The following is a 20,649-nucleotide window of genomic DNA, read 5'->3' on the forward strand; positions in this document are numbered from 1 at the left end:
GTTATCCGAGCGACCCCTCCATCTCAAGCTCAATGAGGCGGTTCAGCTCAACGGCGTACTCAATCGGCAGTTCCTCCGTGATCGGCTCGATGAAGCCGGCGACGATCATCTGCTTGGCGTCGTCGTCGTCCAGTCCGCGGGACTGGAGGTAGAAGACGTCCTCGTCGCCGATCTTGCCGACGGTCGCCTCGTGGGCAACGTCGACCTTGGACTCCTGAATCTCCATGTACGGCATCGTGTCCGACGTGGACTCGTTGTCGAACATCAGCGCGTCACACTCGACGGAGGTCGAGGAGTCCTCGGCTCCGTCGGCGATGTGGACGAGACCGCGGTAGTTCGTGCGGCCGCCGTCCTTGCTGATGGACTTGGACTCGATGGTGGACTTCGTCTCGGGGGCGTTGTGGTAGACCTTCGCGCCCGTGTCGATGTCCTGACCCTCGCCGGCGAAGGCGATGGTGATGTGGTTGTCCGTCGCGCCCGGCCCCTTGAGAACGGTGGAGGGGTACAGCATCGTGGCCTTCGAGCCCATCGACCCTGAAACCCACTCCATCGTACCGTCGGCCTCGCAGATGGCGCGCTTGGTGTTGAGGTTGTACGTGTTCTTCGACCAGTTCTGGACGGTCGAGTACTGAACGTGGGCGTTCTCCTTGACGAACACTTCCACGCCGCCGGAGTGAAGGTTGAACTCGGAGTACTTCGGGGCGGAACAGCCCTCGATGTAGTGGACTTCGGAGTTCTCCTCGGCGATGATGAGCGTGTGCTCGAACTGGCCCATGCCGTCGGAGTTCATGCGGAAGTACGCCTGTACGGGCATATCAACCGTGGTGTCCTCGGGGACGTAAACGAACGACCCGCCGGACCAGATAGCGCCGTGTAGCGCCGCGAACTTGTTGTCGCTCGGCGGCACGGCCTTGGTCATGAAGTACTCTTTGAGGATGTCTTCGTGTTCCTGGACAGCCTTGTCCATGTCACAGAAGATGACACCCTTGTCTTCCCAGCGCTCCTGCATGTTCTGGTAGACAATCTCGGACTCGTACTGCGCGCCGACGCCCGAGAGGGCATTCTTTTCGGCTTCCGGGATGCCGAGCTTGTCGAAAGTGTCCTGAATCTCCTCGGGGAGGTCGTTCCAGTCGTCAACCCCGCCGCGGGTCTCGATATCGGGACGGATGTACGGGACGATCTCGTCGACGTCGACCTCGGAGAGGTCGGGCGCGCCCGGCCAGCCGTCCGGCATCGGCATTTCGTGGAACTGCTCGAGTGCGCGCAGACGGCGTTCGAGCATCCATTCGGGCTCGTCCTTGTCTTCGGAGATGACCCGGATGGTCTCCTCCGTAAGGCCCTTCTCGGCTTCGAAGGCGGACTTCTCCTCCTTCTTGAACTCGAAGCGCTTCTCGGTGTCGGTCTCTTTGAGGTGGTCTTGATCTGAGCTCATAGTGTGTGTAGTGTTATCGCTGTGTACGGAAGGGCGTTACGCGGCCTCGTAGGCTTCCTCTCGGACCCAGTCGTACCCTTCGTCTTCGAGCTTTTCGGCGAGTTCTGCGCCACCGGAGGTGGCAATCTGGCCGTCAAGCATCACGTGGACGTGGTCGGGTTCGACGTAGTCGAGGATGCGCTGGTAGTGGGTGATCTGAAGGATACCCGCGCCCTGCTCGTCGCGGAGCGCGTTGATCCCGTTGGAGACGTCCTGCAGTCGGTCGATGTCCAGCCCGGAGTCGATCTCGTCGAGCACGGCAACGGAGGGCTCGAGGATCGCGGCCTGGAGGACTTCGTTCTGCTTCTTCTCGCCGCCCGAGAAGCCAGCGTTGAGATACCGGGACGCGAACTTCTCGTCCATGTCCAGTTGCTCCATCTTCTCCTGAAGGATTTCCTGGAACTCGGCGACGCCGATTTCGCCCTCTTCGACGTTGCCCTCCATCGGGGAGGTGTCGTAGCCGGCGGCGTCCTCGTTGGTGTCGCCACCCTCTGCGTCGGCTTCGTCTTCCTCGTCGTCGTCCTCGAAGAGCTCTTCGCGTTCTTCGAGCTTGGCGTTGAGCGCGGTGCGGAGGAAGTTCACCATTGTGACGCCCTCGATCTCGGCCGGGTACTGGAAGCCGAGGAAGATGCCGAGCGCAGCGCGCTCGTTCGGTTCGAGGTCGAGGAGGTTCCAGGTTCGGAGATCCTCCGGGATCTCTTCGTCACCGAACTCGTCCTCTTCGAGGTGGATGAGTACTTCGCCGTCGGTTACCTCGTAGGCGGGGTGGCCGGCGATGATCTTCGCCGTCGTCGACTTGCCCGAGCCGTTGGGACCCATCAGCGCGTGGATCTCGCCGGACTCGACTTCGAGGTCGACACCGCGGAGAATCGTCTCACCGTCCTCTTCTGCGACTTCTGCGTGGAGATTGTTGATTTCGAGTTTAGCCATAGGTATCTCTTAGGTCAACCGAAAGAAGGTACGTTTCACCCATGAAGCTTTCGCATTGCCGTGAACTCAACTTCTGTATATAGAAACAATATTTCTTGCAGCAGTAACCACCTGCTTTCTGTGGGTTACATGAAGCTCCCGAGTCCCGTCTGTTCCTGCCCGGACTTGACCTCCTCCCAAGAGATATCCATTGCCTCCAGAATGCGGGCAATCGGCCCTTTCAGCGTCTTATCCAGCATCTTGTCCCAGTCGATCTCGAACTCCTCGGGAATCTGGTCCGCGTACTCGAAACAGATCACATCGGGGTCCCGCCGGAACTCGCCGTACAGCGGGTCCCGCTGGGGGTCCAGCCCTTCTTCTTTCTCGATGCGCTGGAAGAAGTCCGAGTGGACCCGGTCGAGATACAGTCGCTTCGGCTTTGAGCCGCTCTGGAAGTTCGTCCCCAGCAGGAGGTTGGCGTACTTCGCGCCCCGAACCTGCGCGGTGTCGGTGTCGTAGTTGTCGAGTTTCTTCCCGATGCCGCCGGGAATGCCAACGTCGTCGTAGTTGACGTTGCCGTCCTGGTAGTCCTCGATAACGTCGCTGACGTACTGCTTGATGGACTCGGCGTCCTCGCCGCGAACGATACGGTCGATGACCTCCTTCTGGACCCGCTTCGTGATCGGCGCGATATCGGACCGCTGGTATTCGAACCCGGTGATGTCGATGTCGTCGACGTGTTTGCCCTCTTTCCAGACAATGTTACCCGCGTAGCGCTTCTTCTTGCCGGCCTGGAAGAACCGCCGGTAGAGCTTTTCGAACTCTATCTGGAATCGGTGCTCACTCGCATTGAGCCGCTCCATCGCGAACTCGTCGTAGGAGTCGTTGATCGTCTCCTCCAGTTCGAATCCCTTCTGGATGGTCGCAGCGACGAGTTCGAGTTCGTCGTCGCCCATCTCTGGGTGTTTCTCGCGCATCTCGTCGGTGACCGTCGCGTCCCCGTCGACATCATCCGGGCCGATATCTCCGAGTTGGAGCATGACGGAGTCGGTGTCGCCGTAGACGACCTCATACCCTTCGTCCGCGACGACTTCGTCGGTGTAGTCAATGACCTCCCGACCGGTGGCAGTGACCGCCGCACCCATCTCCTTGTCGTAGAGCCGGAAGCGGTCCCATCCCAGAACGCCGTACAGGCTGTTCATTATCACCTTCACCGCTGCTTGCTGGCGGTCAAAGCGCTCGTACTCGGGGTTGTCCGGGTCGAAGCTGTTTCGCTCGGCCTTCTTCTCCTCGCGCTCTGAGAGGAGTTCATCGACCATCTCCCGGATGACGCCGTCCGGTTCCTTTCGGAAGTGGGTGCCGTTGGGCGCGCGGTAAGTGTCGCCGTCGTAGATCTCCGGATCGACTTTCGTCTCCGGGCTGGCGTTGGTCGTCACCATGCACATCGGGTACAGCGACTTCAGGTCCAGCACAGTGACGTTCTCGCGGACGCCCGTGATGGGGTCGAACACTGCGCCACCCTCGTAGTCCTCGCTCTCTTGCTGGCCCTTCGAGGGGAGCGCGAACTCGCCGTGGAGTTTGTGGAGGACGTACATGTCGACGGCGTCGCCGGGCGTCGTCGCGTCCTCCAGTTTACAGCCGACGAAGGTGCGGACCTCGTCCCAGAAGTCGATGATGTCCTGCTCGCGGTCGAGTTCGACACAGAGCTCCACGTCCCGGAGGTTGTACTCCAGCAACTGCTCGGGGTCCTGCTCCCAGAGGTCACCGATGTCGCCGGTGTACCGCTCCTTGCCGACACCGAGTTCCTGCTCGCCGACGGCGTCGAGACGGTAGGATTCGAGTTCGGTAAACTGGGTGCGCTTGTAGGCATAGAGGAGGTCGAAGACGACACGGCCTTTGATATCCGGGCCGCCCCAGCCTGAGCGCCAGACCTCGTCTACCCGCGAGAGGCGGTCTATCTGGAGGTCGAAGTCGTGGTTGTAGCTCTGGAGTTCCTCCAGGCGGTCGAGGAAGTACGGCGCGTCGAAGTCATCGAAGTTCCAGCCCGTCAGTACGTCCGGGTCGGTGTCGACGATGTAGTCGACGAACGCCTCCAGCATGGCCTCCTCCTCGTCGAAGACACGCACGTCGGCCTCGAAGTCCTCCCGAATCGGGTCGTAGCCGGCCAGTGCCTCGGGGCCGTTGATGCCGTCGGGGGACTCGTATAGCCAGACGACGTACTCGTCGCGGTAGGAGTCGTGGGAGGTGAGACAGATTATCGGCTCCTCGCCGTCCTCGGGGAAGCCATGGCGGTCGTCAACCTCGATATCGAAGGTGTTGACTCGCGGGTCGGCGTGGGCCTCGACCGGCCGAACCTCCTCGTGATGGACCTTCAGACTCCCATCGTCGAGTTCGCGGGCAGGGACGCGAACGCCACTCGTGATGTCTTTGTCGATGAGCAGGCGGTTGGGAAAGAGGATGTCTGCCTCGTAGTGGTCGAAGTCGTCACGGATCTGTCCCACGTCGCGCGGCGTCTGGCCGAATATCTTCGTCAGGCGCTCGCCGCGAATCGATTCGTAGGGTTCGCCGTCCCCGTCGGCTTCTTCCCACCCGCTGATGCTGTCGTACTGGCGGAGTTCGTCCTCGGTGACGCTGTCGGTCGGTGCGTAGAAGTAGGGTTGGAAATCGAAAACACGCGCATGGACCGGCTCGTTGTCGTCGGTGCGTCCGAAGACGTGGACGACTGGGAACTCGTCGTCGCCCTGTCCCTCGATGGTGTAGTCGACCTGTGTGACGACGAACTCGACGGTCTCCTCGACCGGCGGGAACTGCCGCTCGTCGATGTCGACAACGCTCGTGTCCCCGCTATCGCTCCCACCGTTGCCCGCGATGGCCGCCGCTTCGTCGGCGACCGGGCGGTCCTCCTCCGCGTCTTGCTCGAAGTCCCCCAGCGTGCCCTGGGTCCCGTCACTCATTCTTAGCCGTGTTTCGAGATGCCGCATAAAAACACCGACGGTCGACGGGGTATTGCCACAGGCAGAAAGTATATGCCATCGAGTAACATACCCAAGTTTGACGGCCAATGTCGCACCACGCATCCCCCCACGGCGAGGCGGATAGGTCCGAAGAACTGCGGTCGGAGCCGGCGCTCCCGGACGCCATCCAGACGACCGAGACCTACGAGACCGAGGAGGGGACAGTGTTTTACGACGCCGAGAACCCTCTCGCGTGGCTGCAGACTGACACGGCGCTTACCTTACAGGAGATCGCCTGACAGGAAGTACTTTTAGCGTCCACCCGTCGTAGCTAGTGTGATGGATATCCCCGGCGAGGACGACCCGAACGAGAGCGGCGGTGTCCTCTCGGAAAAGAGCGAGTATGAGCCCGAAGAGTTCGACCCGGAGAGTCTCGGGCCGGACGTGCCATCGCCGTCGGACGGCGCTTACGACGGCGACGCCACGGGACTGTTCGTCAAGCTCGTCATCGTCTTCAACGTCGCGCTGCTGGCGCTCTCGCTCGGCCCGATGCTTGCTTACTTCGAGGGACAGGTCGACCTCGGGATTCGGATCTTCCTCGTCGGCGTCATCGCCTTCGGCTACGGAACGTTCCGGTACGTCCAGTTCGAGCGGGAGCGCAAATCGGACGACGAGGACGAACCAACCGAGACAACGGATACCCAGCCCGACGGCACGGAGTGAGGCGACCACAACGGCTAACCGGCCCGGTCGGCTACGAACGGCCATATGCGTACTGTGCGGGACGACGACGGCACGCGGTACTTACTACTGAAGGAGTCCACCGATTCGAGTCTGGTGAGGGACCCTGAAACCGGCGAACAGCAACACCTCCCAAACGCTGATCTCGAACCCGTTGATGGCGAATCGCCGCTGGCCACGGCCGCCGAAGGCGTTCCCGACACCGCTCGCCAGGTCATTACAGCGGCCCACGATGAGCGCGCGCTCGGCCTGCTCGTGGAACTCGACGAGCGCGGGCCGCTCTCCGTGGCGGAGTTGCTCTCAGCCTACGACCTCTGTGAGAGCGACCTGCACGGCCTGCTGGCCGAGTTCCGCGCCGCCGGCCTGCTCACGGAGGCGACGGTCCACGGCCAGCGTGGCTACGACACGACCGAAACGGCCAGCGATGGGCTGGCACATCTCCGCGGCTGAGGCCAGCTCAGCGTCGGACCTGCGGTCAGGCCAGTTCCGCAACTGTTGCTTCGACCCGCTCGACCCGTGAGCGGTTGGTCGTTGCGTCTTTCTCGACGCGGACGAGGTCGTCTGCCGCACCGACGAGTTCATCGTCGTGGCTGACCACGAGAATCTGCTCGACACCGACCTCGTCGCGCATGTACTCCACGAGGTCGAGCAACTGCGTGACGTGGCCCGAATCGAGGAACACCGTCGGTTCGTCGAGGATAAGCGGCGGCATCGGCGCGGCCCCCTCGATACCTTCGGCGAGCAACCGATAGATTGCACACCGAAGGCTGAGGTTGAACAGTGCCCGCTCGCCGCCGGAGAGCTGTTCGGGCTCCAGCGGCTCGCCGTCCTTCTGGTACACCGTCAGCTGGTACTGCCCGTCAAGTTCGATGTGGGAGTACGAGTCGTTCTGATACACCAGGTCGAACGTCTGATTGAGCATCCGTTCGAGCGTCTCGACGTTGCGCTGGCGCAGTTCCGCCCGAAGCGTCCCGTACATCTCCTGTAGCTCCTCGGTTTCCTCGTACAGCGTTTCGAGTTTCTCCAGAGTCGCTTCGAGGTCCTCGCGCCGGTCCCGTAGTGACTCCAGTTCCTCGATTTCGTTCGTGACGCCGCCGATGGCGTTTTGCAGTTCGTCGCGTTTTTCGCGTTTCTCGGCCAGCGCCGCCTTGGCCTGCTCAATGTACTTTTCCGCGCGCTGCTTCTCATTGCGGGCCTCTTCGATGCGCTCCTCGTCGAACGACTCGGCTAGGTCCTGCTTGCGTTCGCGCTTCTCCGCGAGCTGTTCGCGGCGCTGGTCGTTCAGTTCGGCCTGTTGCGTGCGCTTCTCGCGCAGACGTTCGATGTCATCAGTGCAGTCGTCAATGTTCGCAAGCAGGTCTTCGACTCGCTCTAGCTTCTCTATCGATTGTTTGACCTGCTGGCGCTCCTGATTGCACTCGGCAACGACCGACCGACAGTCCTCGGCCTGCTCGCGGGCTTCGGCAGCTTTCTCGCGCTTCGTCTCGGCCTCGGACTCGTGTTTCGCTGCTTCCTCGCGGAGCGTCTCGATGCGCTCCTGGTCCGCGTCTAGCCCGTCTTCTTTCTCCTCGACCAGTTGCACGATGGTCGAGCGGTTGTTCTCCAGCGTCGCCAGTTCGTCCGCGGTCTCGACCAAGACCGTCGCCGATTCGTGTTCTGCCTGCAGGTTCGACACGTCCTCACGGGCGTCCGCGAGCGTCGCCTCCAGCTCCGAAATCCGCTCGCGGTCGTCCTCGATGGAGTCGACGTGTGGCGACTCGGCCACGTCCTGTCCGCACTCGGGGCACTTTCCGGCCTCCAGCAGCGCCTCCGCCTCGGCCAGCGCATCGCGCTCGCTCTCCAGTTTCGTCTCCAGTTCGGTCACCCGTTGTCGGGCGTCTTCGAGGTCACTGGCGACGGATTCTCTGTGTGACTGTACCCCGCCGCGGTCGGTCGGCGCGTCCTCGAACCTGGCTTCGAGATCGGCGATCTGGTCGTCGATATCGCTGATCTGCTCCCGTCGCTTGGCGATGGTCTCCCGTGCAGCTTCGATGTCGGCTTCCAGTTCGTCGGCTTCCTCGCGCTTGTCCTCTGCTCGGGATTCGAGGTCCGCGGCGCTCTCGGCTAGCGCATCGGCGGTGCTGCTGTGTTCCTTCGCGTCGACCCGCTGGTCCTCAATGCGGCTCTGCAGTTCGTCGTCGCGGGACTGCAGTTCGTCGAGTCGCGCATCGACGGTTTCCGGGTCCGGCTCCGAACGGTCTAGGTCGGTTTCAGCGACGGTTTCCGAGAGGTCCTTCCGCAGCGACTCTCGCTGGTCCTGCAAGTCGCTGATTTGCTCTTTGAGGTCGGTTCGTTCCGTCTCGGTCTCGGTGATGGTCGTCTCCAGTTCCTCGATGTCGGTTTTGAGGGTCGACAGTTCGTCGCGTTTCTCCTCGTACTCTTCGAGGACCGACTCGGCCTGCGTGAGCGTCTCCTCGGCGGTAGCCTTCTGATCCTCGATGTGTTCGATCTCGTCCTGCAGTTCTGACTCCTTTGTTTCGAGGCCGTTCAGGCGTTCGTGGAGGTCCTTCGCCTCTTTTTCCTGTATCTGTTCGTCGAGTTGTGAGAGTGCTCCCTGCTTGTCGTCACGCACGCGACCGACCCCGACGCGGGCGTCGCTGGCCCGCTCACGGTACTCCTCCAGTTTCCCCAGTTGCAGGAGGTCGTCGAGCATGTCCTGCCGGTCGCTGGGGGAGGCGTTGATCAGCTTGTTCACCTCGCCCTGGCGGACGTAGGCGCAGTTGACGAACGCCTCGCTGTCCATCCGCAAGAGCTCCGTAATCCGCCGGCGCACGTCGCGCGCCCCCTCGTAGTTTCCGTCGGGAGTCTCCAGCACACACTTCGCCGTCGTCGGTTGTGCTCCAGTCGCGCGGACCCGGCGCGTGAGGTGGTAGTCGCCACCGGCGTGGGAGAACCACAGTTCGACGGTACAGTCGTCGGCTCCGATGGTAACCACATCGCCGAGGTTCTCATCCAGCGCCTTCGAGCCGTATAACGCAAAGAAACAGGCCTCAAGCAGGGAGGACTTCCCGCTCCCGTTGAGTCCGTGGATGACAGTCACGCCGTTGTCCAGTCGCAGGTCGGCATCGTCGTAGCACTTGAAGTTGGATAGCTTGACGCGTTTGAATTTCATTGTCGACCCTCCATTACAGGAACTCCTCGACGCTCGCCTGACCGTCGTCATCGGCCCCGTTGACCGGTGCCTTGTCGTCGGTATCATCCTCGTTTACGCTCGCGGTGTCGGGCGCTTCATCACTCGCAGCCGTTTCCGTGTCGGCTGCGAGGGCATCCGACTCCTCGGAGAGCAGTTCACGGACGTGCCGTTCGACCTCATCTTTGACGTTCGCGTCGGCGACCTTCGAGGCGCGGATCGTCTCGTCAATGTCGTGAGCGGCCTCGCTCAATCCGAGGTCGCGGACGCGCTCGGTGACAGCGTCGTCCGGGTCGGCGAAGCTGATATCGGTTTCTCGCTCCTCGGCCGTGATTTCCCGGTGGTCAGTGACGCGAGCCACGAGCGCCCCCCCGTCGAGTGCGAACGATTCGACGCTGGCTGGGGTAACTGGGTCGCCGTCACCGCTGATGGAGACGATGACCACGGCGTCTTCCAGATCGTGCTGGCCGACGCGGCTCCGGACCCGTTCGACGCCCTCCTCGGGCCCGAGGTCTACGTCGACGAAGACGAACTCGCGGGTGTCGAGACCGCGGCGGGTGATCCGGACCTCGTCGTCGAAGGTGACGATGTTGTAGCCGCGATCCTCGCGCTCGCTCGCACTCGCGCGCTCGGTCGACCCACAGTAGGTGACCCAGGTGTCTTCGACCTGCTGTTTGCCGGGGTCGTGGTTGTCGCCGAGCAACATCGCGTCGAACTCGACCGACGATTCGGTCAGGATTTCTTCGGCGTCCCAGTCGCCGTAGTCGAAGGGCTGGAACAGGCCGTGGGTGACCAGCGCGGCGCTGTCCGCATCGTGGGCAGCGAAGTCGTAGTCGAGGTCGTCGCGCTGCGAGCGCGGCACGAAATCGAGGCCGTAGAAGGCGGTGTCGCCGATGACGGTCGGCTCGTCGTCGAGCCGCGTCGCCAAGCCCAGCGATTCGTACAGATCGAGCCACTGGGCGTCGCGCTTTGCCTCGTGGTTACCCACAACGGCAACAAATGGGATATCGGCTTTGGAGAGTTCTTCGAGAACGTTCAGCGTGCCCATGATATCTGCGAGGGCCGGACGGCGGTCGTGGAACAGGTCACCGGCGTGGACAACGGCATCGGCGTCGTCCGCGATGGCGTCTCGAACCACCTGCCGGAACGCATCGAGGAAGTCGTCCCGCCGGTCGGGGACGTTGTACTGCTGATACCCGACGTGGGTATCGCCGGTGTGTATCACCCGTGTCATTTGCCCACCCGTAAGCCAGCGCCACCTAAAGGGGTATCGTGAGCGGAGTGAAAGTGGTCGGCGGCACTGTGGTCAGCCCGGTGGCTACGATCCATCGCTGGGTCCCGCCGCGGCGTCCCGGTATCGCCGGAACGCTCGCAAAGCCGCCCGGCCCTCGTCTGCCAGCCCACTCACCTCGTGTTCGGCCTGTGCGACGGCTGCTTCGAGTCGTCCGACGCCGAACGTCTCGACGAAGGCGACCGCTTCGTCTAAATCGTCGGTTGCCCGGATTGCTCGTTCGATGACCGTCCGGTAGCCGGCGTCACCACCCGTCTCATGGGCCTCCATCCGGCCTGCGCTACTACCGCCCTCCCGGTCGGCTGCTCGGGTAGCCCCGCCCCCGCCGTCGCTGTTGTCGCCCTCCCCGTCAGCGAGCGCCGCGAGTGCCGCTTTCACCTGGTCGCTATCGGCCATAGAACGGCGTGGCCACGGCATCCGATATGAACGTTTGCTGGCTCCGGGGCAGATACTGGCGCCTTGGAGACAATCACTCGACCGAACCGACCGAAAGCGCGTACAGATCAGTGTGGTGATTGGTTCGATAGAACTAACGGTCCAGCACCAGTGCTACCGGACGAAGAACTACTAACAGTTCAGCATCATGCCGCTGTGCGAACTCCGCTCCGACGACAAAGCGCTCTCGTCAATCACAGTCGTCGCGCTGCTGATTCTGGTAACCCTGCTCATCTCCATCATCCTCGCGCTGTTCATCCTCGGCGGGTGAGGCTGGACGAGCGCTTTCTGACAACGACCGGTACGTTTCCCGCAGTACCCCGTCCGAGCGTTCAAGTACCAGCACGGAACCAGCACCAAGCATGACAGATATCGAGACGCTGGCCGAGCGGCTCCGTACAGTCGAACGCACGGTCACGGACGGAACGACTGAGTTCCCGGAGGTAACGGAACTCGCCGAGTTGGAGAGCCGTATGGACACCGTCGAAGAGCGTATCGACGACATCGACGAGCGGACGGCGGAACTCGAAGCCGCGACACAGGCCCTTCGCGGCTACGTGGGGAACATCCGCGCGGTCAACGAAGACGTCGAGCAACGCGCCGACGCGGCGCTGGCGGCGACCGACCGACTGGAAATCCGACTCGACGAAGCACTGTCGTCGCCGTCGACATCTGACCCACCAGCGGCGGGGACAGATCAGTTACGGGCGGAGACAGCACAGGGCCATCCAGGTCTGTCGGATAGCGGTGATCGCACAGAAACGAACGCCACAACCGAAGAGCCGACCGATTTCTCCGCCATCACCGACGGCGGTGACCCCGACAACGACGGGACTCCTGACGCGGGCATCGTCGGGCGCATCCGCGCGCTGCTGTGATATACCGACTGGTCCTCGCTGTCGCAGTCATGACCGCACTTGTCGGTGTATCAGCGCCAGCACTGTCGACGGCCAGAGCTGACACAGCCAGCGATACGATGGAGCGTCAACTGGACGAACTGGAGGCTGAATTGACGACGTTAGTCGAGACTGACGACGCGACGACGAACGGCGATGCGCGACGCGTGGTGGAGATACAACTCCCCGTGCGGACCTACACGAACGCCGGCGTCAGTCAGCTACAGTTCGCGGAGCGGGCCGGTGTCGGTATCGCGACCTGGACAGTCGAGTCCCGGAAACAGACCGAGCGGTTGGTCGGTATTTCGATCCGAACGACAGCGGCGACCGACCGACTCGACGAACCCGGCACACATCGGCTCGTGTTCGTGCTGACGCGGTCAGATGGCCAGCGGATACTGCGGGTCCATCGGTTTAAGTCCGAAGCCGCGGCGAGGCACGGCCATGCGTGAGTGGCTTTTCGGATCATCGACCGCGTCCGGCTGTTGCTGTGAAACAGCCATCGAGGGTGGGCGGCTATTGGTAACAGCGGACCAGTGTCCGGGCGGCGGCGACCTCGCCGCGTCGGCTGACTGTCGGGCGACAGTCGTCGAGTCGCTCACGTCGACCGGTATCGAGACTGTCGTCACGAAACAGGCAGGACAGGAGCGAGTGTACGCCGAGCGGCCGGCGGCAGTACTCACTGCTGCTGGCCGGTTCGCAACCAGAGTCGCCTCGCTGGACGACCGCCTCGCAGCCTGTGCCCGCCGGGACCCCGTTGGTGCCGCCGCGGAGGCAGTCGGTCGAGCGGGGCCGGTCGCTGACTTGGCTTCGGAAACCGGATTGGCTGTCGCCACAGAAGGCTTCGATACCAGCGAACAGGCGCTTACTGCATACACTGGACCAACGATTAGCGACGCCCGTGTCGGGGCAGCACCACCAGCGGATTCGGCGCTCCGGGACCAGCAGACGCTCCCGACAGAGGCTGTCGTTCGGCGATACGACACGCACGGCGACCAACTACCGATGTATCACATCGAGCCCCGCGAACAGCGGTTCGACGCGGACACGATGGAGACGCTCGTCGGAGCGTACGAGCGAGTCGCGACCGCTGCCGTCGATGATGGCTGTCACCCGTACGACGCAGCTACCGCGGTGGCCGGCGACAGTACGACAGCAACTGCGGTCGGTGCAGTGCTGGAAAAACACACGGGCGGGCTCGGGATTCTGGAAGACATCTTCGCCGATCAGCGGGTGTCCGACGTGTTCGCGACAGCCCCCGTGAGTGACACCCGGCTCCGAGTGCAGTGTGACGGCGAGACCATGCGAACGAACGTCCGCCTGACGCCGGCGGGCGCGAACACGCTGGCGTCGACGTTCAGACGGTCGAGCGGTCGAGCGTTCTCGCAAGCGAACCCGACGCTCGATGCGACAGCAACAGTCGCTGACCGGCAGATCCGCGTCGCCGGTGTAAGCGAACCGGTCAGTGACGGCCTCGCCTTCGCCTTTCGCGCCCACGACAGCGACGTATGGCGGCTGGCCGACTTCGTCAACAACGGGACGATGCCGACCGCCGTCGCCGGATTGCTCTCCATCGTCGCGGAGCGCGGCGGGGCCTGCCTCGTCGCCGGCCCCCGCGGCGCGGGCAAGACGACAACACTCGGGGCGTTGCTCTGGGAACTCCCTCACGAGGTCCGGACCATCCTGATCGAAGACACGCCCGAACTTCCAGCGTCGTCGTTGCGGTCCGATGGACGGGACGTGCAGGCGCTTCGGACTGCTCGCGAAGAAGGACCGTCGGTCGACGCCACAGAGGCCCTGCGAACAGCACTCCGCCTCGGCGAGGGCGCGCTCGCCGTTGGAGAAGTCCGTGGCGAGGAGGCCAGCGTTCTCTACGAGGCGATGCGTGTCGGTGGCGGCGATGGGGCCGTCCTCGGAACGATTCACGGTAACGGCCCCGAAGCCGTTCGGGAACGGCTGGTGTCGGACCTCGGCGTCCCGGTCCAGTCGTTCGCGGCGACGGATCTTGTGATAACGCTGGCACCGCCCGCGTCGGCGCACGGCCGCGGCATCGCATCTGTCGCCGAAACCGTCTCTCATGGCGACGATGTCTCTTTCGAGATGCTCTACGAGCGCGACGGATCGACAGCGACGGCTACCGGTCGCCTGACGCGGGGCAACAGCCGTCTGGTGGAGTCACTCGCCGCGCCCGGGGAGTCCTATGCAGAGGTACTCGACGCTATCGAGGCGCGAACCGAACGGTTCGAGGAGTCGGTGGCTGTCGAGACGCCTGAGAACGAGCTGCCCACAGGCGAGGTCCAGCCGTGAGCCACGCCGGCAATTCAGACGATTCTCGTGACGACGCGAACACGGAATCAGCCGCACCGCTCACAACCGCGCTCATTGGGGCCTGCCCGGGCACTGTCAAGGTACCGGACGACTACCGGCGAGCGTGTCGGCTGCTTTCGGTTTCGGCTCCGCCCGAGACACTGCTGACGGCGAGCTACGCCGTTGCGGTGTGTGGCTCCCTGCTCGCACTACTCGTCGGTGTGATGGTGACCGGACTGCTGGCGACGACTGTCAGCCTCGGATTCCTCGGCCTGTCTCTGGGTGTCGCGGCGCTGGGGCGGTACGGTATCCCCTTCACGGCGGAGGCGAAGCGGATTCGGACGCTGGGGGCCGCGCCCTCGCTCGTCACGACGCTGGTGCTTGGCGCGACGCTATGGCCCAGCGCTGAGCGGGCGGCGGCGTTCGCCGGGCAGACCGGAGACGGCCCGCTCGCTACCCGGCTGGAACACCATCGGCAGCGAGCCGCAGGGACGCCACGGAGCGGTCTGGAAACGTTCGCGACAGCCTGGAGCGACCGCTTCCCCGCGCTCGAACGCGCAGTCGGGCTGGTCGAGAACGCGACGGCGGCTCCAGCCGAAGAGCGGCCCGAAGTTCTCGAACGCGCGCGGCGATGCATCCTCGACGGGACGCGCGATGAGATGGCGGCCTTCGCGGCCTCACTCCAAGGACCGGCGACCGGGCTGTACGCGTTCGGTGTTCTCCTGCCACTGGCGATGGCGTCGCTGCTGCCGGCCGCCGCTGCCGCGGGTGTGCCAGTGACCGCCCCTGTGCTGGTCGGGATCTACGGCGTCGTCTTGCCCGCCGCGCTGCTGGTCGCCTGTTGCTGGCTCTTGGGACGGCGGCCGGTCGCGTTCCCGCCGGCGACAATTCCGCGGAGCCATCCGGACGTGCCGGCGTCGGCGCTCCCGTCGATCGCGGGCGGCATCATCGCCGGAATCGGTGGATGGTTCCTTGCCAGCACACTTGTCGCTACGTGGGCGTCTCCCATCGGCGCGCTTGGGGCCGGCGTCGGGAGCGCGCTCGTCAGCTACTACCGCCCCGTCGCCGAGGTGCGCGACTACGTCACAGATGTCGAATCGGGCCTCCCGGACGTGCTATCGGCTGTTGGTCGTCGACTGGGCCGCGGCCAGTCGGTCGAAGCCGCGCTTGTCGAGGCTGTCGACGAGACTCCCGAACCGACCAGCGCCGTGATCGAATCCGCCGTCGCGCGTCAGGAACGCCTCGGCACCAGCGTCGAGGGGGCATTTCTGGGTCCCGGCGGCGCGCTCGCTGAGGTCCCGAGCCGCCGTACCCGTCGAGCGGCGACTCTGCTGGATACAGCCGCGACAATCGGGCCACCGGCGGGAACGTCCGTGACAACGATGGGCGAGCATCTGGACGCACTCTGGACCATCGAGCGCGAGACGCGCAGGGACCTCTCGCAGATAACCGAAACGCTGTCGAACACCGCCGCGCTGTTCGGTCCGCTTATCGGCGGTGCGACTGTCGCGCTGGCCGGATCGATGGGGGGCGGCGAGCAGTTCGCTACCGTTCCGAGTGCACTGCTGGGGCCGGTCGTCGGCTGGTACGTTCTCGTTCTGGCTGTCCTGCTGACGGCGCTAGCGACGGGTCTGCATCGGGGCCTCGACCGCGCGCTCGTTGGTTATCGAACCGGTCTGGCGCTCCTGTCGGCCACAGCGACCTTCCTCGTCGCCGTTGTCGCCACCGAGATGCTGGTCTGAGAATTTAAATCAGAAAACGCAGCCAGGATGTCCCATGTTCGAAACGCACGTCGATACGCTGTATCTCTGGGTCGGCCTGGGAACAGTGAGCGTGGCCGTCCTCGGCGTCGTCGTCGGCCTCCCGACGACCGCACCGCCGGACGCGACGGCAGCGGCCGCGACTATCGATGAGGTCACAACCAGCCCGCCCGGGTCCGTCGCACATCGACGACTCGTCGCTACAGAGTGGGCGTTCGATGGCCGTGAAATCCGTCTTCGCAACGACGGTGGGACAGCCACCGCACGACTGATTCGAACGGCTGTCCCGGCGCGGACCGAGCAGCTACAGTCTGTGGTCGACGGTGCGCGGCCGAAGGCGGTGTACGAATCACCAGCGGCGTTCCATCGAGATACCCGTCAGGCCCAGACTACAAACGACAGGTGGCGACCGGCTCCGGACCGGGTGACCGTCAGGCATGTGGCTTGGGGAGGGACCGATGTCACTATCGTCGGATAGGGCGACGACGGAACCGCTTGCCGCGCTCGTCGCTGTCTTCGCCGTCACGCTCGGCGTGGCGCTGTACGCTGGCGTGGTCGACGAAGCGTTCGGAACCCTCAACGACGAGCGCAATATCGCCACGCCGACCGCCGATGCTGTGGAACAGCGGCTCTCGTCGGTTGGCGTCGTTCGGCCAGAGGCACTCAATAGCGCGCTCGATGCGGTGCCAGCGAACTACCACGGGAACGCGACCATCACATCGACGACCGGCGAGCGATGGAGCAGTGGGCAAAAGCCACCGAAGAGCGCCGACACCGAAACCAGAACGGTGAGCGTGCGAGTCGGAGCGGGAGCAGTCCGTCGCGGAACGCTCACCGTGCGGGTGTGGCGATGAACAGGGCGATGAGTGCCGTCGCTGACGTGACGGTGTTCCTCCTGCTCGTCGGTGCTGCTGCGGGGACTCTCGTAAGCGGCGTCGGGGTCGAGAAGCCGGCGGCGACCACAAACCCTGCGGCTGACCAAGCGTCGACGCTGGCAACGAGTACCGCGAGCGTCGAGTACGATTTGCTCGTCCCACCGTCAGAGCACCGCAGGCCACCCGACCACGCCACGCGGCGGCAGCGGACGAGTCACGGGACCGTCGCAGAACTACTCGGTGAGGCGGCGATGAGCGGTGTCACCGTGGACGGCGATCGGGTATCGAGCGCCGGCACGGACTTCGAGTCACGAGTCGCGGCGGCGACGCGTGATAGACTCCACAGCCAGGGGCATCGAACGGCCGTCCGCGTCACCTGGGCACCGTATCGCGGTGCGCCAGTCAGCGGTGAGTACCGCGTCGGCGACCAGCCGCCGGGTACTGTAGACGTTCGAGCGGCGACGGTAACCGTCCCGAGCGGGATGGAGAACGTTTCGGAGCCAGCCCGCGAAGCGGCGGGGACAAACGGCTACGACGGCGTGGCGACGGTCGTGGCTCGGAGCATCGTCGACGGGCTGTTCCCGCCGACGCAGTCGCGGTACGCCCTCCGTGGCGACTACCCCGCAGACGTGCTGCTGGCGACGCGATACGAGCGCATGGCCGATCTGACAGGAACGAGCGTTGCTGTCGAACGACAGTCGACGGTCGAGATGAACCGCGACCTGACCGAAGCGCTCGCAGCGCGGCTTCGAACCGATATGCGGTCGCGGTACGACTCGCCGGCGGACGCTGCCAGCGCCGTTCGGGCGAGCCGCGTCCGCGTCACTGTCAGGACGTGGTCGCCGTGAGGGACGACACCCGTGGCCGAGTCCCCTTCGCGTTGCTCGGCGTTCTCCTGCTGGTGAGCAGTCTCACGCTAGCCCCGACGTTCGTCACCAAACCGGCTCCGAGCGAGACGGCGGTCGAACGGGCGCTGAATCAAGCCACGGCGGAGACACAGGTCGCCGTGCGAGACGGCGTCTCGACAGCTGGCCAGCAGGCAGCGGCGAATCCGGCCGTCACGCCGGCCGACACAGCGGCTGGCCGGGTCCTGAACGACTCGACGGCGTTCCGGGATTCGCTCAGAATCCGTGCCTATCTCCGGGTCGCCGACCGGCTGGAGCGCGTCTCCGGCCGAAGCGGTGACGTGACTGTGACCGCCAGCCTGCCAGCGGTTTCTAACGTAACCGACCTCCGAACAGCGAAACACCGTGTCTCGGTCGAACGCGCTGGGCCGAACGAAACCGCGATGCGAGCCGCAGTCGAGAATGTTACTCTGACGGTCCGGCGCAACGGAGCGGTGGTCTCGACGCGGCGCATTTCGCCGACTGTCGTCGTCCCGACACAGGCGCTCATGCTCCACGATCAAGTGTCGACCTACCAGACGCGTCTGAACAACGGTCTAGACAGGCCGGGGTTGAGCCAGCGAATGACTGCCCGGCTGTACCCGATAGCGTGGGCGAGAGGCTACGCACAATACGGCGGCGCTGGCATCGAAAACGTCGTCGCAAACCGGCACGTCTCGCTGGCGACGAACGGCGCCCTGCTCGGCGTCCAGCGATCAACCTTCGGACGGAGCGACCCGGCTGGTCGCCGTGCGCTGAAAGAGGCAACAGCGGTGACTGGGATCAAAGACATCATTCGGGGCAGCAGGGGAACTGCTGTCTCCAGCGACGTGGTCGGCCAAGCCCAGTACAAGCCGATCAGTGAGACACCGCCGCGTCCGAAATCCACAACGGGTCCAAGCTCGACCGATTCGATGACCGTCGGCGTCAACGAGACAGCCGACACTGCGTTCCGGTCAGTCACCCAGCCGTCAGCCCTCAACGAGACGCTCAAAGACGCATACACGGTCGAGGTAGCGCTGGAAACCGACAAGCATCGACTGGGCGGGGGGCCGCCGGGGACGCCGCCGTCGCCGGGCACCGGGTGGACACTGGTCGCCGACCGGACGACCACCGCTACGGAGGCAGTTGGGAACGCCAGTGGTCGCGTCGCGACGCCAAACGACTGGCATACCTTGGAGACGTTCAGCCGGACTGTCGAGCGTCAGTACACGCGGACCGCCGTCTGGCAGAACGGGTCAGTACGTGAGCGGACAACGACGTCAAGCACCGCGCGCTATCGCGTGACCGTCGCCGTCGTCGGCCGCCATCACGGCCGTTCACCGGCACCGAACCGCTCGATTCGGACCGCACACGACGCCAGCCCGAGTCCGCTGAACGGGTCGAACCTCGCCGACGTGGAACCGAAAGCGATGGACACGCTCGTCGGCCACACCGGGGGGCGAGACGAGACCGCTGAGCGAGTCATCGACGATAGCCTCAGCCGGACGGAGGCGACGGTGACGGCCGACCGACCGCCAGAACTGCACGACTGGGTGTATCGGGACCTGATGGACCTACGGGCGTCAGTCCGAAACACGACCGTCACCGTCGAGCGTGGACACGTCGGGACCTTCGAAACGAATCCCCCGCAGGAACTCCGAGAACGGGTCGCGAAACGTCGTGCAACCCTTGCGGCCGTGCCGGACACCTACGACAGCGCGGCACAGAAGGCACGCGTCGCGGCCCGGCTGACCTATTTGAATGCGGTGTCTGCGGAGTTGAATAGGCAGGCCACAGCGCGTGACAGCAACCGAGAGCGAGTCGATACACAGCTATCGGAACATACCGACGGGTCGCTGCGTACCCTCCGGAAAGGGTTAACGGCGCGGGAGACGCCCGTTCCGCGCTCGCGTCCGGTGCCGGTCGGTCCGGCCGGCCCTGTCAGAACGCGGGTCGATGCGCAGACACCGTATCTGACGCTGGCCGAGCTAAACGAGAGCCGGTATCGCGCGCTGGATGGGAGCGAGCATCCGCTGGTGGCGCGGAACGCGAACGTGTTCACAGTCCCCTATGGCGACGCCGCTGACGCCGTCGTTGGCGGTACGTTCGAGAGTGGTGACAGGGTACGCCTCGCAACGGCAGCGAACACACTCTCGGCCGCGAACGAAACCCTCGAAGCGGAGTCGAACGCCACGCTGGCTTCGGAACGCAACGCACTCCAGCGGGAGGTCGAGGCGGCCAACAAGGAAATGACGACGACACTCTGGCTGGCAGTCTCTCAGCACACCGAGGCTAAACAGGGCGAGAGCAAGGCTATTGTCACTGAAGCGATGTCGCCGTGGGAAACATCGGCGGCCCGAGCACTGGCCCTGACCAACGGCTCCGCTCAGGAACGGGTCGCCCGCGTCGCCGGTACCCGACTGAACCTTACGCGGGTCGAACGCGACCGCCTCCGCCTGCGACTGCTCTCGGTCGATACACCGGCGACCAGACCGACGTTGGGGTCCACGAACGGGACGGCCTCGACGGTGCGGTCCGTGGCGAAATCCGAACTGAGCAGCGCCCTGGCAAGTGCCGGTGAACAGAAGGCTCAGCAGTTCGCGAAGAAGCGGCTTGGGACGGACAGGCTCCCGGCAGGTCTCCCGCTGGCACCACCAGTCACCCCTTGGTACGCGACAGCGAACATCTGGTGGGTGACTGTCGAAGGCGAGTACGCACGGTTCGCCGTCTCCGCGAGCCACGGCCCGCCGAGCGAACCCGGCGCGCGGACCACCTACGCACGCGATGGCCACGACGTCACGCTCGACGTTGACGACGACCGAAAGGCCGAACGACTGGGTACCGCCGACCGCGTCTCGTTCCGAGCCGATACAGGCGTTGTCGTCGTGGTGCCACCGAAACCGCGCGGAGTCGGTGACAAGGGCGGCAATGCTGTGGAGGAATCCAGCGGGTGGCCGGACGCAGGCTCCTGAATC

Annotated in this window: 18 protein-coding genes; 12 read left to right on the forward strand and 6 right to left on the reverse strand. The window is 64.4% G+C overall.

Going from position 1 to position 20,649, the window contains the following annotated elements; all coding sequences use genetic code 11:
* Nucleotide 1: 1 nt before the first annotated feature.
* The 3 genes from sufB to ACYJ11_RS02660 form a co-directional block, all read right to left on the reverse strand.
* Nucleotides 2–1,432 (reverse strand): Fe-S cluster assembly protein SufB, encoded by a 1,431-nt coding sequence (sufB, locus tag ACYJ11_RS02650; RefSeq protein ID WP_005537802.1) that lies wholly within the window; start codon nucleotides 1,430–1,432, stop codon nucleotides 2–4.
* A gap of 36 nt (nucleotides 1,433–1,468) precedes the next feature.
* Nucleotides 1,469–2,401: an ABC transporter ATP-binding protein gene (locus ACYJ11_RS02655; protein WP_170097220.1), complete on the reverse strand. Its 933-nt coding sequence runs from the start codon at nucleotides 2,399–2,401 to the stop codon at nucleotides 1,469–1,471.
* A gap of 125 nt (nucleotides 2,402–2,526) precedes the next feature.
* A complete protein-coding gene (locus ACYJ11_RS02660) occupies nucleotides 2,527–5,334 on the reverse strand; it encodes a DNA-directed DNA polymerase (RefSeq protein WP_461646615.1) in 2,808 nt (935 codons plus the stop codon).
* 107 nt (nucleotides 5,335–5,441) lie between these two features.
* Between ACYJ11_RS02660 and ACYJ11_RS02665 the strand changes: the two genes are divergently transcribed.
* From ACYJ11_RS02665 to ACYJ11_RS02675, 3 genes are read left to right on the forward strand one after another with little or no spacing between them, the layout of a single operon-like run.
* Nucleotides 5,442–5,633, forward strand: a complete 192-nt coding sequence (locus ACYJ11_RS02665) for a DUF7331 family protein (RefSeq protein WP_004517169.1) — start codon at nucleotides 5,442–5,444, stop codon at nucleotides 5,631–5,633.
* A 40-nt stretch (nucleotides 5,634–5,673) separates the two neighbouring features.
* Nucleotides 5,674–6,057, forward strand: a complete 384-nt coding sequence (locus ACYJ11_RS02670) for a DUF7322 domain-containing protein (protein WP_461646616.1) — start codon at nucleotides 5,674–5,676, stop codon at nucleotides 6,055–6,057.
* 45 nt (nucleotides 6,058–6,102) lie between these two features.
* Nucleotides 6,103–6,525: a DUF7346 family protein gene (locus ACYJ11_RS02675; protein WP_461646617.1), complete on the forward strand. Its 423-nt coding sequence runs from the start codon at nucleotides 6,103–6,105 to the stop codon at nucleotides 6,523–6,525.
* Nucleotides 6,526–6,550: 25 nt separating this feature from the next.
* Here ACYJ11_RS02675 and rad50 read toward each other — a convergent pair whose 3' ends face one another.
* From rad50 to ACYJ11_RS02690, 3 genes are all read right to left on the reverse strand, one after another.
* Nucleotides 6,551–9,226 (reverse strand): DNA double-strand break repair ATPase Rad50, encoded by a 2,676-nt coding sequence (gene rad50, locus ACYJ11_RS02680; RefSeq protein WP_461646618.1) that lies wholly within the window; start codon nucleotides 9,224–9,226, stop codon nucleotides 6,551–6,553.
* Nucleotides 9,227–9,239: 13 nt separating this feature from the next.
* Nucleotides 9,240–10,478 carry a DNA double-strand break repair protein Mre11 gene (mre11, locus tag ACYJ11_RS02685; protein ID WP_461646619.1) on the reverse strand — a complete coding sequence of 413 codons (1,239 nt, stop codon included), beginning with the start codon at nucleotides 10,476–10,478 and terminating at the stop codon, nucleotides 9,240–9,242.
* A gap of 84 nt (nucleotides 10,479–10,562) precedes the next feature.
* Entirely contained in the window at nucleotides 10,563–10,931 is a 369-nt protein-coding gene (locus tag ACYJ11_RS02690; RefSeq protein WP_461646620.1) for a hypothetical protein, read from the reverse strand.
* Between the two features lie 187 nt (nucleotides 10,932–11,118).
* On the opposite strand from ACYJ11_RS02690, the gene ACYJ11_RS02695 reads away from it, so the two are divergent.
* From ACYJ11_RS02695 to ACYJ11_RS02735, 9 genes are all read left to right on the forward strand, one after another.
* The gene (locus ACYJ11_RS02695) at nucleotides 11,119–11,241 is read left to right on the forward strand and encodes a hypothetical protein (RefSeq protein WP_461646621.1); all 123 of its coding nucleotides are present in this window, start codon (nucleotides 11,119–11,121) and stop codon (nucleotides 11,239–11,241) included.
* 91 nt (nucleotides 11,242–11,332) lie between these two features.
* Nucleotides 11,333–11,848, forward strand: coding sequence for a DUF7310 family coiled-coil domain-containing protein (locus ACYJ11_RS02700; RefSeq protein WP_461646622.1), 516 nt, complete (start codon nucleotides 11,333–11,335; stop codon nucleotides 11,846–11,848).
* On the forward strand, nucleotides 11,845–12,318 hold the full coding sequence (locus tag ACYJ11_RS02705; RefSeq protein WP_461646623.1) for a DUF7311 family protein: 474 nt from the start codon (nucleotides 11,845–11,847) through the stop codon (nucleotides 12,316–12,318). The genes ACYJ11_RS02700 and ACYJ11_RS02705 overlap by 4 nt, the downstream gene beginning before the upstream one ends.
* The gene (locus ACYJ11_RS02710; RefSeq protein ID WP_461646624.1) at nucleotides 12,311–14,173 is read left to right on the forward strand and encodes an ATPase, T2SS/T4P/T4SS family; all 1,863 of its coding nucleotides are present in this window, start codon (nucleotides 12,311–12,313) and stop codon (nucleotides 14,171–14,173) included. The genes ACYJ11_RS02705 and ACYJ11_RS02710 overlap by 8 nt, the downstream gene beginning before the upstream one ends.
* The gene (locus tag ACYJ11_RS02715) at nucleotides 14,170–15,915 is read left to right on the forward strand and encodes a type II secretion system F family protein (RefSeq protein ID WP_461646625.1); all 1,746 of its coding nucleotides are present in this window, start codon (nucleotides 14,170–14,172) and stop codon (nucleotides 15,913–15,915) included. Before ACYJ11_RS02710 ends, ACYJ11_RS02715 begins: the two co-directional genes overlap by 4 nt.
* A gap of 34 nt (nucleotides 15,916–15,949) precedes the next feature.
* Nucleotides 15,950–16,411: a DUF7283 family protein gene (locus tag ACYJ11_RS02720; RefSeq protein ID WP_170097209.1), complete on the forward strand. Its 462-nt coding sequence runs from the start codon at nucleotides 15,950–15,952 to the stop codon at nucleotides 16,409–16,411.
* Nucleotides 16,392–16,787 (forward strand): DUF7285 family protein, encoded by a 396-nt coding sequence (locus ACYJ11_RS02725; protein ID WP_461646626.1) that lies wholly within the window; start codon nucleotides 16,392–16,394, stop codon nucleotides 16,785–16,787. Before ACYJ11_RS02720 ends, ACYJ11_RS02725 begins: the two co-directional genes overlap by 20 nt.
* A gap of 8 nt (nucleotides 16,788–16,795) precedes the next feature.
* Entirely contained in the window at nucleotides 16,796–17,656 is an 861-nt protein-coding gene (locus tag ACYJ11_RS02730) for a DUF7284 family protein (RefSeq protein ID WP_461646627.1), read from the forward strand.
* Complete coding sequence (locus ACYJ11_RS02735; RefSeq protein WP_461646628.1) at nucleotides 17,644–20,646, forward strand: DUF7286 family protein; 3,003 nt, start codon at nucleotides 17,644–17,646, stop codon at nucleotides 20,644–20,646. Before ACYJ11_RS02730 ends, ACYJ11_RS02735 begins: the two co-directional genes overlap by 13 nt.
* The last annotated feature ends 3 nt before the right edge of the window (nucleotides 20,647–20,649 follow it).

This window comes from Haloarcula sp. H-GB5, assembly GCF_054850705.1.

Coding starts and splice junctions, on each gene's coding strand:
- sufB (WP_005537802.1), bottom strand. CDS start 1,432: ATGAGCTCAGATCAAGACCACCTCAAAGAGACCGACACCGAGAAGCGC.
- ACYJ11_RS02655 (WP_170097220.1), bottom strand. CDS start 2,401: ATGGCTAAACTCGAAATCAACAATCTCCACGCAGAAGTCGCAGAAGAG.
- ACYJ11_RS02660 (WP_461646615.1), bottom strand. CDS start 5,334: ATGAGTGACGGGACCCAGGGCACGCTGGGGGACTTCGAGCAAGACGCG.
- ACYJ11_RS02665 (WP_004517169.1), top strand. CDS start 5,442: ATGTCGCACCACGCATCCCCCCACGGCGAGGCGGATAGGTCCGAAGAA.
- ACYJ11_RS02670 (WP_461646616.1), top strand. CDS start 5,674: ATGGATATCCCCGGCGAGGACGACCCGAACGAGAGCGGCGGTGTCCTC.
- ACYJ11_RS02675 (WP_461646617.1), top strand. CDS start 6,103: ATGCGTACTGTGCGGGACGACGACGGCACGCGGTACTTACTACTGAAG.
- rad50 (WP_461646618.1), bottom strand. CDS start 9,226: ATGAAATTCAAACGCGTCAAGCTATCCAACTTCAAGTGCTACGACGAT.
- mre11 (WP_461646619.1), bottom strand. CDS start 10,478: ATGACACGGGTGATACACACCGGCGATACCCACGTCGGGTATCAGCAG.
- ACYJ11_RS02690 (WP_461646620.1), bottom strand. CDS start 10,931: ATGGCCGATAGCGACCAGGTGAAAGCGGCACTCGCGGCGCTCGCTGAC.
- ACYJ11_RS02695 (WP_461646621.1), top strand. CDS start 11,119: ATGCCGCTGTGCGAACTCCGCTCCGACGACAAAGCGCTCTCGTCAATC.
- ACYJ11_RS02700 (WP_461646622.1), top strand. CDS start 11,333: ATGACAGATATCGAGACGCTGGCCGAGCGGCTCCGTACAGTCGAACGC.
- ACYJ11_RS02710 (WP_461646624.1), top strand. CDS start 12,311: ATGCGTGAGTGGCTTTTCGGATCATCGACCGCGTCCGGCTGTTGCTGT.
- ACYJ11_RS02720 (WP_170097209.1), top strand. CDS start 15,950: ATGTTCGAAACGCACGTCGATACGCTGTATCTCTGGGTCGGCCTGGGA.
- ACYJ11_RS02725 (WP_461646626.1), top strand. CDS start 16,392: ATGTCACTATCGTCGGATAGGGCGACGACGGAACCGCTTGCCGCGCTC.
- ACYJ11_RS02730 (WP_461646627.1), top strand. CDS start 16,796: ATGAGTGCCGTCGCTGACGTGACGGTGTTCCTCCTGCTCGTCGGTGCT.